This is a genomic window from Caenimonas sedimenti (genome assembly GCF_007833165.1).
Taxonomy (GTDB): Bacteria; Pseudomonadota; Gammaproteobacteria; order Burkholderiales; family Burkholderiaceae_C; genus Ramlibacter; species Ramlibacter sedimenti.
Genome location: NZ_VOBQ01000001.1, coordinates 51,670 through 65,005, shown reverse-complemented (window position 1 = coordinate 65,005; position 13,336 = coordinate 51,670). Strand labels below are relative to the sequence as shown.

12 protein-coding genes are annotated in these 13,336 nt (G+C 69.2%); 3 read left to right on the top strand and 9 right to left on the bottom strand.

The genetic code is table 11. The features are described from left to right. Window positions 1-3: 3 nt before the first annotated feature. The 7 genes from FN976_RS00365 to FN976_RS00335 form a co-directional block, all read right to left on the bottom strand. The gene (locus FN976_RS00365; RefSeq protein ID WP_145889820.1) at window positions 4-903 is read right to left on the bottom strand and encodes a branched-chain amino acid ABC transporter permease; all 900 of its coding nucleotides are present in this window, start codon (window positions 901-903) and stop codon (window positions 4-6) included. Continuing rightward, entirely contained in the window at window positions 900-1,646 is a 747-nt protein-coding gene (locus FN976_RS00360) for an ABC transporter ATP-binding protein (protein ID WP_145889818.1), read from the bottom strand. The genes FN976_RS00365 and FN976_RS00360 overlap by 4 nt, the downstream gene beginning before the upstream one ends. After that, window positions 1,643-2,398, bottom strand: coding sequence for an ABC transporter ATP-binding protein (locus FN976_RS00355; RefSeq protein WP_255440013.1), 756 nt, complete (start codon window positions 2,396-2,398; stop codon window positions 1,643-1,645). The genes FN976_RS00360 and FN976_RS00355 overlap by 4 nt, the downstream gene beginning before the upstream one ends. Window positions 2,399-2,518: 120 nt before the next feature. Continuing rightward, a complete protein-coding gene (locus tag FN976_RS00350) occupies window positions 2,519-3,379 on the bottom strand; it encodes a FadR/GntR family transcriptional regulator (protein ID WP_145889814.1) in 861 nt (286 codons plus the stop codon). Between the two features lie 282 nt (window positions 3,380-3,661). Next, a complete protein-coding gene (locus tag FN976_RS00345) occupies window positions 3,662-5,041 on the bottom strand; it encodes an efflux transporter outer membrane subunit (protein ID WP_284699193.1) in 1,380 nt (459 codons plus the stop codon). Then, complete coding sequence (locus FN976_RS00340; protein ID WP_145889812.1) at window positions 5,038-8,208, bottom strand: efflux RND transporter permease subunit; 3,171 nt, start codon at window positions 8,206-8,208, stop codon at window positions 5,038-5,040. The genes FN976_RS00345 and FN976_RS00340 overlap by 4 nt, the downstream gene beginning before the upstream one ends. A gap of 12 nt (window positions 8,209-8,220) precedes the next feature. Then, entirely contained in the window at window positions 8,221-9,426 is a 1,206-nt protein-coding gene (locus tag FN976_RS00335) for an efflux RND transporter periplasmic adaptor subunit (protein WP_145889810.1), read from the bottom strand. Between the two features lie 82 nt (window positions 9,427-9,508). On the opposite strand from FN976_RS00335, the gene FN976_RS00330 reads away from it, so the two are divergent. Together FN976_RS00330 and FN976_RS00325 are read left to right on the top strand one after the other, a co-directional pair. After that, on the top strand, window positions 9,509-10,126 hold the full coding sequence (locus tag FN976_RS00330; protein ID WP_145889808.1) for a TetR family transcriptional regulator: 618 nt from the start codon (window positions 9,509-9,511) through the stop codon (window positions 10,124-10,126). Between the two features lie 38 nt (window positions 10,127-10,164). Further along, window positions 10,165-10,497: a hypothetical protein gene (locus FN976_RS00325; RefSeq protein ID WP_145889806.1), complete on the top strand. Its 333-nt coding sequence runs from the start codon at window positions 10,165-10,167 to the stop codon at window positions 10,495-10,497. Here the strand turns inward: FN976_RS00325 and FN976_RS00320 are convergent. Continuing rightward, a complete protein-coding gene (locus FN976_RS00320; RefSeq protein ID WP_145889804.1) occupies window positions 10,494-11,153 on the bottom strand; it encodes an NUDIX hydrolase in 660 nt (219 codons plus the stop codon). The two genes, FN976_RS00325 and FN976_RS00320, sit on opposite strands and share 4 nt — an antisense overlap. A 92-nt stretch (window positions 11,154-11,245) precedes the next feature. Further along, entirely contained in the window at window positions 11,246-12,805 is a 1,560-nt protein-coding gene (locus tag FN976_RS00315) for a fatty acyl-CoA synthetase (protein ID WP_145889802.1), read from the bottom strand. Between FN976_RS00315 and FN976_RS29730 the strand changes: the two genes are divergently transcribed. Beyond that, the gene (locus tag FN976_RS29730) at window positions 12,726-13,325 is read left to right on the top strand and encodes a YciI family protein (protein WP_145889800.1); all 600 of its coding nucleotides are present in this window, start codon (window positions 12,726-12,728) and stop codon (window positions 13,323-13,325) included. The genes FN976_RS00315 and FN976_RS29730 overlap by 80 nt on opposite strands. The last annotated feature ends 11 nt before the right edge of the window (window positions 13,326-13,336 follow it).

Below are 13,336 nucleotides of genomic sequence, written 5' to 3'. Positions count from 1 at the left end.
GGCTCAGTGCTTCGCCGCGAACAGGCCCGCCGGGCGGAAGTAGAGCACTAGCAGCAGCAACACGAAGGGCACCAGCGGCCGGTAGCTCGTCGGCATCACCAGCGTGAGCAGGCTCTCCGCCAGGCTGATCGCCAGCGCGCCCACGACGGCGCCCGTGACGCTGCCCACGCCGCCGAGGATGGCGGCGGTGAACAGCGGCAGCAGCAGGTTCAGTCCCATCTCCGGGCGCACCTGCACCGTCATGCCGTAGAACACGCCGGCCAGCGCCGCGAGCGCTGTCGAAACGATCCAGGTCAGGCGCACGATCGCCACCGGGTCGATGCCGGCGACGCTCGCCAGCATCGGGTTCTCCGCCACCGACCGCATGGCGACGCCGTAGCGCGTGCGTTGCAGGAACCAGGCGAGCGCCCCCAGCACGACGAGCGTGACCACGAACACCAGCACCTGGTCCGGCAGCACCCGCACGTTGCCAGGCAGCAGCAGCGCCATCTGGATCTCGTTGCTGTAGTTGAACGGGTCGGGGCCAAAGAGCAGGTGCAGCACGCTGCGCAGCACGAGCGCCAGGCCGAAGGAGGCGAAGACCAGGGTCAGCGGATCGGCACCGCGCCGCCGCAGCCTTTGATAGACCAGCCGATCGAGCAAGAGCGAAACGGCGATGGCGATGATCATGCCGGCCAGCAACGCCACCCCCATGCCCGCGCCGAAGGAGAACGGACCCAGCGGCACCTTGGGCGCACCGATGGACAGCAGCAGGAACAGCGCCGCATAGGCGCCGACCGCCAGCAGGTCGCCATGCGAGAAGTTGGCGAAGCGCAGGATGGCCAGGCTGAACGTCACGCCGATGGCGCCGAGCGCGACGATGGCGCCGTTCAGGAATCCGTCGGCGATGGCCTGGGCGATCATGCGCGGCCTTCCGTGGCGGCAGCGCTCTCGCCCGCCAGCTTGCCGAGGTACGCGTGGGCCAGCGTTTGGTCGGCGGCCAGGTCGGCGGCCGTGCCGGCGCGCGCCACCAGGCCGTTCACCAGCACGACGCCGCGGTCGGCGATCCGCAGGCCGGCGCGCACGTTCTGCTCCACCATCAGCACGGCCACGCCGCTGTCGGCGATGCGGCGGACCTGGGCGAACACCTCGTTCACCATCAGCGGTGACAAGCCCGCGCTGGGCTCGTCGAGCAGCAGCAGCCGAGGCGACGTCATCAAGGCACGCGCAATGGCGAGCATCTGGCGCTGGCCGCCCGACAGCGCACGGCCCGGTTGCTTGCGATGCTTCTCCAGATCCGGGAAGCGGGCGAACGCATGGTCGACCCGTTGTCTCAGGTCTTGCTTGAGCAGGTAGCCGCCGGCGCGCAGGTTGTCCTCCACGCTGAGCGTGGTGAAGACGTTCGCGTTCTGCGGCACGTAGCCCACGCCCGCCGCGCTGAGCTTGTGGGCCGGCGTGCTCGTGATGTCGCGGCCTTCAAGCATCACATGGCCGGCGAAAGTGGACACGACACCGGCGAGCGCCTTCACGAGGGTGGATTTGCCGGCGCCGTTGGGGCCCAGGACGACGACGACCTGGCCCAGGTCGACATCGACGCTGACGCCGTGAACGATCGGGAGGCCCGGAACGTAGCCCGCCACGACGTTGCGCGCCTCCAGCAGGCTCATGGAGCATCCCCAAGATACGCATCGATCACCCGCGCATCCGCCCGCACTTCCTGCGGCGTTCCCTGCATCACCACCCGCCCCTGCGCCATCACGACCACGGGGTTGCACAGCTGCATCACCATGTCCATGTTGTGCTCGATCAGCAGGAAGGTGACGCCGCGCCGGTGCAGGTCCTGGATGCGCGCCACCAGGCTTTCCAGCAGCACCGGATTGACACCGGCGGCCGGTTCGTCCAGCAGGATCAGCGCAGGATCCACCATCAGGATGCGCGCCAGCTCCAGCAGCTTCTGCTGGCCTCCGGAAAGCACGCCGGCCTTCTGCTCGGCCAGGGCCGAGAGCCCGACGAAGTCCAGCAGTTCGCGCGCCTTGGCCAGGTGGGCGGCGTCCTGCGCCCGCAGCCGGCCGCGCGCCAGCCAGCTGTTCCAGAACTTCTCGCCGCTCTGGCCCGTCGGCGCCAGCAACATGTTTTCGGTGACGGTCAGGGTGGCCAGCGGCCGCGGGATCTGGAAGGTGCGGCCCAGGCCGCGATGGAACACCTGGTCGGCCCGCAGGCCGTCGATCCGCTCGCCGCGCAGGCGGATCTCGCCGGCGTCGGGGCGGGCGCTGCCCGCGATGGTGTTGAACAGCGTGGTCTTGCCTGCGCCGTTGGGCCCGATCAGTCCGGTGATGGAACCCGCCGCCACCTGCAGGCTGACGCCGTCGACGGCGCGCAGGGCGCCGAACGTGCGAACCACCTGGTCGAGCTGCAACACGGGCGCGGTTTCCTTGTTGTCCGGATCAAACCGAATTCAGTATGTTTTTATACCGATCTGCCGGCGATTGTTGGCGCCGGCCCCCGCACTGTCAAGCGAAATCGGGCCCCCTCTCAGGCGTCAGGCGCGCTTGCGAACCGCCGGCTTCCTGCGGGGTGCGGCCACCGACGCGGCGAGTGCCGGGTCCGCGCCCGCCAGCCGCTGCAGCACCGGCCGGCGGCGCAGGCGCTGCCCGGTGGCGCGCTCCCAGGCCGCCTCCAGCAGGCCGATGCGCTCGGTGGTGGCGCGATCGATCAGCTCGGGGTCGCCGCTCTCGATGGCGGCCAGCGAGCTGGCCAGGGTCCGTGTCGACAGCGTGACGTCCGGCAGCTCCCGCACCGCCAGCATGCGCACCGGCTCCATGCGCCGCACCAGGATCTCCATCATCTGCACGAGCACGCTGTTCTGCGTGGCCCGCGCGACGGCGATGTTGAAACGGGTGCTGGCGATGGTCATCAGCTGCACGCCTTCCTCGGTGATGCGGCGCTTGCGGTAGCGCAGGTCGGTCTGCTCGCTCAGGCGCACGGCGTCTCGCATGCTCTCGAAATCCGCCGGTGTGGCGTAGGCCGCGGCTAAGCGCGCGACGTGCGGCTCGATCAGCCGCCGCGCCTCCATGACGCCCGCGATGTCCTGCATGGGCAGTTCCGGCAGAGGCAGGCCGCACAGCTCCGGCGGGATGGCCTCGCTGGTGACGAAGATGCCGCCCGACGAGCCCGGCAGCACGCGCACGATGCCCGCCTGCGCCAGCAGCTTGATCGCCTCGCGCAAGGTGGGCCGGCTCACGCCGAGCTGTTCGGAGAGATTCTGTTCGGAAGGCAGCCTTTCACCGACGCGCACGTCGCCCGCTCGCACCGCTTCGGAAATCCGGAAGGCGACGATCTCGCAGGGGCGCACCAGCTGGACCGGCTGGAAGACGAAACGGGTGGGTTGGATGCGCGGCATGGGGAATCCGAAGCGCGAATCCTAACCTCGGCCGGCCGGGCCGGCTCTTCCACTGTAGGCAACAGCTCACCCAGGCTCCAGCCACCGTCCGGCACCTCGGCAACGGCCATCGATCTACTGTGGGATCAACAACCCAAGGAGAACCCCATGCCCGTCATCGCCTGGCTGCTCGGTGTGCCGCTGATCGTGATCATCGCTTTCATGCTGCTCTTTTGAGCGCACACCGGCAAGAAACGAAGAAGCCCCGCAAGGGGCTTCTTTCATTGGGGCCGCGCCCTCATGTCAAGGCGCCGTCCACCCGCCTCCGAGCGCGCGGTACAGCGTCACCTGGTTTTGCAGCGTGGCCAGCTGTGCCTGGATCAGCGACTGCTGCGCCGTGAAGAGCGAACGCTGCGCATCCAGCAGCTCGAGATAGTTCGCGACACCGTTGCGATAGCGCAGCTCCGACAGCCGATAGCGTGCCGATTCCGCGTCGACCACGTTGCGCTGCGACTGCAGCTGGTCGCCGTAGTACGCGCGGCCGGCCAGCGCGTCGGACACGTCGCGGAAGGCCGACTGGATCGAGCGTTCGTACTGCGCGATGGCGATGTCGCGTCCCGCTTCGGCCGAGGCGAGCCCCGCTCGATTGCGGCCCGCGTCGAAGATCGGCGCCAGCAGGCTGGGCGCCACGGTCACGCCCCAGGAGCCGCTCTTGAAAAGTCCCTCCAGCTCACTGCTGACGGTGCCGAGGCCGGCGGTCAGCGAGATGCGCGGGAAGAACGCCGCGCGCGCCGCGCCGATGTTGGCGTTGGCAGCCATCAGCTGCTGCTCGGCCTGCCGCACATCCGGCCGGCGCAGCAGCGCTTCGGAAGGCGTCCCCGCGGGCAGGTCCGGCAGGCGGACCGCGGCGATGTCGGCATCGGTGCGCAGGTCCGGCGGCAGCGGCTCGCCGACCAGCAAGGTGAGCGCATTCAGGTCGAGCGCGCGCTGCCGCTGTTGCTGTGCGAGTGCCACCCGCGCCGTTTCCGCGAGCGACTGCGCCTGGCGGAAGTCCAGCTCCGACGAGGCACCGGCTTCGAAGCGCATGCGCGTGAGCCGCAGCGATTCGTCCCGCGTCTGCAGCGTCTGGCGCGTCAACGCGAGCTGCGCCTCGTCGGCCACCAGGTTCAGCCAGGTGTTGCCGATGTTGGCGACCAGACTCACCTGCACGGCCTTGCGCCCCTCTTCGGTCGCGAGGAATTGCGCCAGGGCCGCCTCGCTCAGGCTGGCGATGCGGCCGAAGAGGTCGAGCTCCCAGGCCGAGAAAGCGATGCCCACGGTGTAGCTTTGCGTCGTGCCGCCGCTGGCGTTGGGCGCGCGGGATCCGCTGGCAGTCACGCCCACCGTCGGGAGCTGGTCCGCCCGGCGAATGTCGTACTGGGCGCGCGCCTGCTCGATGTTGAGCACGGCCACGCGCAGGTCGCGGTTGGCGCGCAGGGCCCGGGTGATCAGCGCGCGCAGCTGCGGGTCGCCGAAGAAGTTCTGCCACTCCAGATCCGCGGCGGCAGTGCCTGCCGCCGCGCCCGGATGCGGGAACGCGCCGGCGACCGGCGCGGCGGGACGATCGTACTTGGGCATCTGCGAGCATGCGGCCAGCGCCAGCAGCGCGGCCACCGCGGCGATGCGTTTCACCTGGAACTTCATACCTGGTCTCCCGCCGTCGCGCCCTTGGGCAGCTCCGGCTCCATCTCGTGCGCATAGAGCTTGCGCTGACGCTCGCTGTCCTTGAAAAAGCCGCGCACGACCACGAAGAACACCGGCACGAAGAACACCGCCAGTGCCGTCCCCGTCAGCATGCCGCCCAGCACGCCGGTGCCGATGGCGCGCTGGCTGGCGGAGCCGGCGCCGGTGGCCAGTGCCAGCGGCAGCACGCCGAGGCCGAACGCCAGAGAGGTCATCACGATCGGGCGGAAGCGCAGGTGCGCCGCGGCCAGCGCCGCCTCGATCACGCCCTTGCCCTGCGCCTGCAGGTCCTTCGCGAACTCGATGATCAGGATGGCGTTCTTGGCCGAGATGCCGATGATCGTGATCAGCCCGACCTGGAAGTACACGTCGTTCGAGTAGCCGCGCAACCAGGTCGCGACGAGCACCCCCAGCACGCCCAGCGGCACGACCAGGATCACCGCGAGCGGGATCGACCAGCTCTCGTACAACGCCGCCAGGCAGAGGAACACCGCCAGGATGGCGAAGCCATAGAGGATCATGGCCTGCGCGCCGGCGAGCTTCTCTTCACGCGACTGGCCCGTCCACTCATAGCCGAAGCCTTGGGGCAGTTGCGCGGCCAGGCGCTCCATCTCCGCCATCGCGGCGCCGGTGCTGTAGCCCGGCGCGGGCGCGCCGGAGATCCGCATCGCCGGGTAGCCGTTGTAGCGCACGGTCTGCATCGGGCCCGTGATCCAGCGGGTGGTGGCGAAGGCCGACAGGGGCACGGCCTTCCCGGTGGCACTGATGGCGTTCAGCTCCAGCAGGTCGTCGGGCTGCATGCGCGCGGGCGCATCGGCCTGCACGATCACGCGCTGCAGGCGCCCGCGATTCGGGAAGTCGTTGACGTAGCTGGAACCCAGCGCGGTCGACAGTGCCGCATTGATCGCGTCGAAGGAAACGCCCAGGGCACTGGCCTTGTCGCGGTCGATGTCCAGCTGCAACTGCGACGCATCCTCCAGGCCGTCCGGCCGGACCTGGGTGAGCACCTTGCTCTGCGCGGCCAGGCCCAGCAACTGGTTGCGGGCCGCCGTCAAAGCCTGGTGCCCGGCGCCGCCCCGGTCCTGCAGGCGGAAGGTGATGCCGGACGCCGTGCCCAGCTCCGGAATCGGCGGCGGGCTCAGCGGGAAGATGAAGGCATCCCGGATGCCCGAGAGGCCGCCGAACGCCCGGCCAGCCAGCGCCTGCGCCGACTGGCTGGGCTCGGGGCGCAAGTCCCAGTCCTTCAGTGTGGTGAAAGCCAGTGCCGCGTTCTGCCCCTGCCCGGAGAACGAGAAGCCCAGCACGCTGACCATGCTCTGCACTTCGGGCTGCTTCAGGATGAACTCTTCCACCTGCGTCATCACCGCACTGGTGCGCTGCTGCGTCGCGCCCGGCGGCAACTGCACGTTGACCAGCATGTTGCCCTGGTCTTCCGCCGGCAGGAACGAGGTGGGCAACCGCGTGTAGAGCAGGGCCACCACGCCGATGATGGCGCCGTAGATGACGAGATAGCGCGCCGCCTTCTTGAGGATGCGCGCGACGAGGCCCTCATAGCCCTTGGCCGTGCGCGCGAACAGCCGGTTGAACCAGCCGTAGAAGCCGCGCTTCTCGTGGTGGTGCCCCGCTTCCACGGGCTTGAGCAGGGTCGCGCACAGCGCGGGCGTGAGCGACAGCGCCATGAAGGCCGAGAAGCCGATGGACGCGACCATCACCGCCGCGAACTGCCGGTAGATGTTGCCGGTGGACCCTGCGAAAAAGGCGAGCGGCACGAACACGGACACCAGCACCACCGTCACACCGATGATCGCGCCCTGGATCTGCCCCATCGCCTTGCGCGTTGCCGCGCGCGGCTCCAGGCCCTCCTCGCTCATGATGCGTTCGACGTTCTCCACCACCACGATCGCGTCGTCCACCACGATGCCGATCACCAGCACCATGCCGAACATGGTCAGCACGTTGATCGAGAAGCCCAGTGCCAGCAGCGTGGCGAAGGTGCCCAGCAGCGCGATCGGCACCACCAGCGTCGGGATGATGGTGTAGCGCCAGTTCTGCAGGAACAGGAACATCACCAGGAACACCAGCGCCACGGCTTCCAGCAGCGTCACCACCACCTGCGTGATCGAGATGCGGATGAAGCGTGAGCTGTCGTACGGGATGTCCCACTTGGTGCCGCTCGGGAAGAACGCCGCCAGCTCGCCCATGCGCTTCTTGATGGCGTCGGCGGTGGCGAGCGCGTTGCCGGTGGGCGAGAGCTGCACGCCGATGCCGGTGGAGGGCTTGCCGTTCAGGCGCGCCGAAGTGGCGTAGTTCTGTGCGCCCAATTCGATGCGGGCGACGTCCTTGAGGCGCACCGCCGAGCCGTCGGCGTTGGCGCGCAACACGATGTTGCCGAACTGTTCGACCGAGTTGAGCTGGCCGCTGACCACCACGGTGGCTGCGATGCCCTGCCCGGAGATGTTCGGCAGCTCGCCAATCGAGCCGGAAGACACTTGGGCGTTCTGCGCACGGATGGCCGCCGTCACTTCCGCCGCGGCCATGTTGAAGCTCACCAGCTTGGCCGGGTCGATCCAGATGCGCATGGCGTGTTCGGTCCCGAACAGCTGCGCCTGGCCGACGCCGGGGATGCGCTGGATTTCCGGCAGCACGGCGCGGGAGGCATAGTCGCCCAGCCGCACCGGCGTCATCGCCGGATCGTCGGACGAGAGGATGGTGAACAGCAGGAAGTTGGAGCGCGATTTCTCGACCCGCACGCCCTGCTGCGTCACCGCCGACGGCAGGCGCGGGGAGGCGCGGGACAGCCGGTTCTGCACGTCGACCTGCGCGAGGTCCGGATTGGTGCCCGGCTGGAAGCTCAGCGTGATCTGCCCGCTGCCGTTGGCCTGCGTGACCGACTCCATGTAGATGAGGCCGGGTGACCCGTTCATCTCCTGCTCGATCACGCTGATGACGCTTTCCTCCAGCGTCTTGGCGGAAGCGCCCGGGTAGTTCGCGGAGACCACGATGGCGGGCGGCGCCACCGGCGGGTACTGGGAGATCGGCAATTGCGTGATCGCGACGCTGCCCATCACGATGATGAACAGTGCGATCACCCACGCGAAGATGGGGCGGTCGATGAAGAACTTGGCCATGTGCCGCGGTCCCTACGACTTGGCCGCCGAGGCCGGCGCGGAGGCCGGCCTGGCAGCACCCGAAGCCGACCACGGCACCGGCTTCACCGGCGCGTTGGGCCGCAGCTTCTGGAAGCCGTCCACCATCACCTGCTCACCGGCTTTCAATCCTTCGAGCACCACCCATTGCGTGCCCTGGTTGCCACCCAGCTTGACCGGGCGCGGCGCGACCTTGCCGTCGGCGCCGACCACCATCACCGTGTCGCCGGTGCTGGTGCGCGACACGGCCTGCTGCGGCAGCAGCACCGCGTTGCTGGCCTTGGCGACTTCGAGCCGAACCCGCACGTAGAGGCCGGGCAGCAGCACGCCGTTGACGTTGGGCACCTCGGCGCGCAGCGTCACCTGGCCGCTGCTCGGGTCGACCGTGAGATCGGAGAACAGCAGCTTGCCCGGCTGCGGGTATTCGCTGCCGTCCTCCAGCAGCACGCGCACCTGCGCGGCCTCGCCGCCGCCCGTGGCGCGCTTCAGGCGCCCTTCGGCCATGGCGCGGCGCAGCGCCAGCGCCTCGGAGGCGGACTGCGTGAAGTTGACGTAGAGCGGATGGATCTGCTGCACGATCGCCAGCGGCGTGGCCTCGCCCTGCCCGACCAGCGCGCCTTTGGTCACCAGGGCGCGGCCGATGCGCCCGGAGATCGGGGCGGTGACCGACGCATAGCTGAGGTTGATGCCCGCCGTCTGCACGGCCGCGCGGCCGGCAGCCACTTCGGCCTCCGCCTGCTTCTGCGCGGCGACCGCGTTGGCGTATTCCTGCTTGCTGATGGCGTTGGCTTCGACCAGCGGCTTGTAGCGCTCCGCGGTGGCTGTGGCCAGGCCCAGGTTGGCCTCGGCGCGCGCCAGCGTGGCCCGCGCGGCGGCTTGCGCGGCGGCGTAGGGCGCCGGATCGATGCGGAACAGCGGCTGGCCCGCCTTCACGTCGGAGCCCTCGCGGAACAGCCGCTCCTGCACGATGCCGGCGGCACGCGCGCGCACCTGGGCCACGCGCGATGCTTCCAGCCGGCCGGGCAGTTCGGTGGTGACGCCGACCTCGCCCGTGGCCACCGTGACGACGCCCACTTCGGGCGGCGGCGGCGCGGCGGCGCCTGCTGCCGGGGTACTGCTGCCCTTGCCGCAGGCGGTCAGGCCGATGCCGGCAGCGAGCACGAGGAAAACAGGGAGGATGCGTGGCAAGCGAACAGCCATGGGTTGCCTTCTGCGGAGGGACAGCATTCGGGAAACCGGCTAGTATATACATTCAATGTTGAATGTATACGCCGATTGCTGAATGGCCCGACGCACCAAAGAGGAAGCCCTCGCGACTCGCAGCGCCCTGCTGGACGCCGCCGAGCGCGTGTTCCAGGCCCAGGGCGTGGCCGGCACGTCGCTGAACGACATCGCCGTGGCGGCGGGGACCACGCGCGGCGCCATCTACTGGCACTTCAAGGACAAGGCCGACCTGTTCAACGCGATGATGGACCGGGTGACGTTGCCTCTGCAGGAAGCGCAAGCCCAGCTGGCCGATGCCACGGCCGGCGACCCTCTGCCGGCGCTCCGGGCGGCCATCCGGCTGGCATTCGGGAAGACCGTGCACGACCCACTGACGCGCCGGGCCTTCGAGGTGGCCACGCACAAGGTCGAATACGTGGACAGCCTCTGCGCGGTGCGCGCGCGTCACTTGCAGGTGCGCCAGGCCTGGGTGCTGCAGTTCCGCGCCGCGCTGCTGAAGAGCGCCCAGGTGCGCGGGGTGAAGCTTGCGATGCCTGCCGCGGCGGCGGCACAGGGCTTGCAGGCGTTGGCCGACGGCTTGATCCAGAACTGGCTGCTGGACCCGGCGGCTTTCGATCTCGAGGGGGTCGGCGGCAAGGTGGTGGATGCGTACCTTGGGGGGCTGGGGCTGGGGTAAGCTGAGCGAACAACCCCGGCGCACCGACAAGGTCTGACATGCCAGTCCATTGGAAGGCTCTCCTGGCGGTTTCCGCCACGCTCCTCTGCGCAAACGCCAATGCTGATGCGTGGAGTCTTTTCGGCCGCCACGGAGAGTGCGCCCCGATCTCGTCCCTCAAGCGCAAGCTCCAGGATTTGCCCGGCATCCAGACGCCCGATGAGTTTTCGGCCTACCTGCAGTCGAAGCGCCTGCAATTCACTCGCCAGAACCTTCATGCGGGTGCCGCCGGGGCAGTGGAGTTCCAGGTTCCGGAGGCGGGGCTGTCCCTCGTCTTCGTGCCTCACCGAGTGTGCGCCAACCAGAACGGCCGCGGCGTGCGCGCCCCCTAGCGCCGCGCGAACATCGGCTGGTCGAAATGCGCCACCCGGGTTGCGCGCGCGCCGATACAGACTTCTCGAAACTGGTAGAGCACGGCCCCGGTGGGTGCGGCGATCCAGTGGTCGCCAACCGGCATGCGCAGGATCGGCCGCTGCGCATCGTCGCCAGGGTCCAGCAATGGCGCGTCGGCGCGCATGAACTCCCCGACCGGGATGCGGTGGATGCTCGCGACTTCCGCATCGCACGCCGTCAGGGCCCGGGCCTCGCCAGCCCACACCACCACCGGAGAGATCACGAAGCCCGAGCGGCTGGCGTAGTCGTCGAGCCGGCCGAGCACGGCGGAGGGTGGCAGTTCCAACCCGACCTCCTCCGCCAGCTCGCGCAAGGCGGCCTGTTCCACGGTTTCGTTGCCATCCATCCGGCCGCCGGGCAAGGCCCATTGCCCCGCGTGGTTGCGCAGGGCGGCGGACCGGCGGGTGAGGAGCAGCGCCGCCTCCACGCTCCAGGCCGACGGGACCGGCAGGCCGTTCACGCCGGCACCGAAGCCCTCCTCCACGACGGTGATCGCCACTGCGGCGCGCTGATGCGGCCCGGCGTCCGCGGCCTGCCAGGGAAACGCACGCAGGCGCGCCTCGATCTGCTGCCGCAATCCGTGATCCGCCTGCATCGCGCTGGGCCGCGGCGCCTCAGCGCGGCACGCGGCTCGCTCCGAGGATGCTGGAACTGGGGACCATGGCGGTTGTCCTTGTGGGCCTCCGATCACGCGAAGATCGAATCGAATTGCTGCCGCAGCGAACGCTTCAGCAGTTTGCCGCTGGGATTCTTGGGCAAGGCGTCGGTGAACACCACGCCCTTGGGCGCCTTGAAGCCGGCCAGGTGCTGCTGGCAATGCGCCAGCACTTCGGGTTCTGCCAGCGCCTGGCCCTGCTTGACCACGATCACGGCCACCACCGCCTCGACCCACTTCGGGTGCGGCACGCCGATCACGGCGACCTCCGACACGGCCGGCAGCCGGTAGATCATCTCTTCCACCTCGCGGCTCGCCACGTTCTCGCCGCCGGTCTTGATCATGTCCTTCTTGCGGTCGACGACGGTGATGAAGCCTTCCTCGTCGATGGTCGCCAGGTCGCCGGAATGGAACCAGCCGCCTTCGAAGGCGGCCTTGGTGCGCTCGTCATCGTGGAAGTACCCCAGCATCAGGTGCGGCGAGCGATGCACGATCTCGCCGACCACGCCCGGCGCGACATCCTTCATCGCGTCGTCCACCACCCGCGTCTCGACGTTCAGCACGGCACGCCCGCACGAACCCGGCTTGCGCAACTGGTCTTCGGGGCCGAGCATGGTGGCCAGCGGCGCGATCTCGGTCTGGCCGTACAGGTTCCAGAACCCGACATCGGGGAGCCGCCGAGCGAGTTCGCGCAGCACCTCCACCGGCATGATGGAAGCGCCGTAGTAGCCCTTGCGCAGCGCGCGCAGGTCCGTCTGGTCGAACAGCGGCGAACGCAGCAACGCGATCCACACCGTGGGCGGCGCGAAGAAGGAGTTGATGCCATGCCGCGCCATCAGCGGCAGCAGGTTGTCGGGCGTGGGCTTGGCCGTGATGATGCTGGTCGCACCCACGTACAGCGCCGGGCCGAGGAAGACGTCGAGCTGGGCGCAGTGGTACAGCGGCAGCGCGTGCAGCAGCACGTCGGTGGAGGCGATGGACGCGTCCACCGCGCAGCTGGCGTATTGCCACAGCACCGCGTCGTGCGTGAGCATCGCGCCCTTCGGGCTCGATTCCGTGCCGCTGGTGTAGACGATCTGCAGCAGGTCGCCGCTCGCCAGGTCCACTTCCGGGGGGGTGGCTTCCGTTGCCGCCAGCGTGTGGAAGGACACCATGCCCGCAACGGGCTCCGTGGAATCTTCGGAGGGCAGCCAGACGAACTGCTGCACGGCGGTTTCGAGCGCCGCCGCCGCTCGGGCCAGTTCCGCCAGGCCCGAATCGGTGGCCAGCATCTGCGCCTGCGCGTGGCGCAGGATGTAGGCGACCTCCTCGGCCTTCAGCATGAAGTTGATCGGCACCAGCACCGCACCCAGCCGGGCCAGTGCGAAGCGCAGTGCCGCGAACGCATGCGAGTTGCGCGACAGGACGGCGACCCGGCTGCCCTTGGCCACGCCCAGCGCGGCCAGCCCGGCGGCGACGCGGTCGCAGACCGCATCGAATTCAGCGAAGGTCCATTGCGTGCCGCCGCACACGATGGCGGGCTTGTGGGGCGTGCGCTTGGCGCTGCGGCGGACGATGTCAGCCAGGGTCTGGCGGCGGACGGCGGTTTCCATGGCTGTGTCTCCTGCGGTAGATTCTGCCTTCGCGCCCCGCGACCTGGGGTTTACCCCAATCCGGTCGAATCCAGCTCGCGCGGCCCGTCGCCCAGGTGAAGCACATTCGCTTCGCAACGAACCGGAGATCAAGATGAAGTTTCTTTGCCTGGGCTACTACAACCGGCGCGCCGTGGAAGCCCTCGGCCCCGACCAGCTGGCCGCCGTCATGAAGCAGTGCGAGCCGCACATGGCGGTCATCGCCGGGTCGGCCGCCGTGCGGATGCACGTCGGCCTGGCGGCGGAGCGCACCAAGCAGATCCTGCGCACCGGCAACGCCGTCAAGGTCATGGACGGGCCGTTCTCCGAAGCGAAGGAAGTGGTCGGCGCCGTCCTGATGATCGAAGCCGAGACCATCGAAGCGGCGATCGAGGTCGCCGTGCTGCACCCGACGACGCAGGTGCCGGCCGGCGAGCAGCTGGGCTGGCGCATGGAAGTGCGGCCCGTGCACTTCCTCGACGGCGTCTCGCTGCCGACGTAGGCTGACGGTGA

What these genes read in the sequence shown, in the direction of transcription:
- FN976_RS00365 (WP_145889820.1), bottom strand. Translation starts at nt 903, where the DNA reads ATGATCGCCCAGGCCATCGCCGACGGATTCCTGAACGGCGCCATCGTC.
- FN976_RS00360 (WP_145889818.1), bottom strand. Translation starts at nt 1,646, where the DNA reads ATGAGCCTGCTGGAGGCGCGCAACGTCGTGGCGGGCTACGTTCCGGGC.
- FN976_RS00350 (WP_145889814.1), bottom strand. Translation starts at nt 3,379, where the DNA reads ATGCCGCGCATCCAACCCACCCGTTTCGTCTTCCAGCCGGTCCAGCTG.
- FN976_RS00345 (WP_284699193.1), bottom strand. Translation starts at nt 5,041, where the DNA reads ATGAAGTTCCAGGTGAAACGCATCGCCGCGGTGGCCGCGCTGCTGGCG.
- FN976_RS00340 (WP_145889812.1), bottom strand. Translation starts at nt 8,208, where the DNA reads ATGGCCAAGTTCTTCATCGACCGCCCCATCTTCGCGTGGGTGATCGCA.
- FN976_RS00335 (WP_145889810.1), bottom strand. Translation starts at nt 9,426, where the DNA reads ATGGCTGTTCGCTTGCCACGCATCCTCCCTGTTTTCCTCGTGCTCGCT.
- FN976_RS00330 (WP_145889808.1), top strand. Translation starts at nt 9,509, where the DNA reads ATGGCCCGACGCACCAAAGAGGAAGCCCTCGCGACTCGCAGCGCCCTG.
- FN976_RS00325 (WP_145889806.1), top strand. Translation starts at nt 10,165, where the DNA reads ATGCCAGTCCATTGGAAGGCTCTCCTGGCGGTTTCCGCCACGCTCCTC.
- FN976_RS00320 (WP_145889804.1), bottom strand. Translation starts at nt 11,153, where the DNA reads ATGCAGGCGGATCACGGATTGCGGCAGCAGATCGAGGCGCGCCTGCGT.
- FN976_RS29730 (WP_145889800.1), top strand. Translation starts at nt 12,726, where the DNA reads ATGGCGGGCTTGTGGGGCGTGCGCTTGGCGCTGCGGCGGACGATGTCA.
- FN976_RS00315 (WP_145889802.1), bottom strand. Translation starts at nt 12,805, where the DNA reads ATGGAAACCGCCGTCCGCCGCCAGACCCTGGCTGACATCGTCCGCCGC.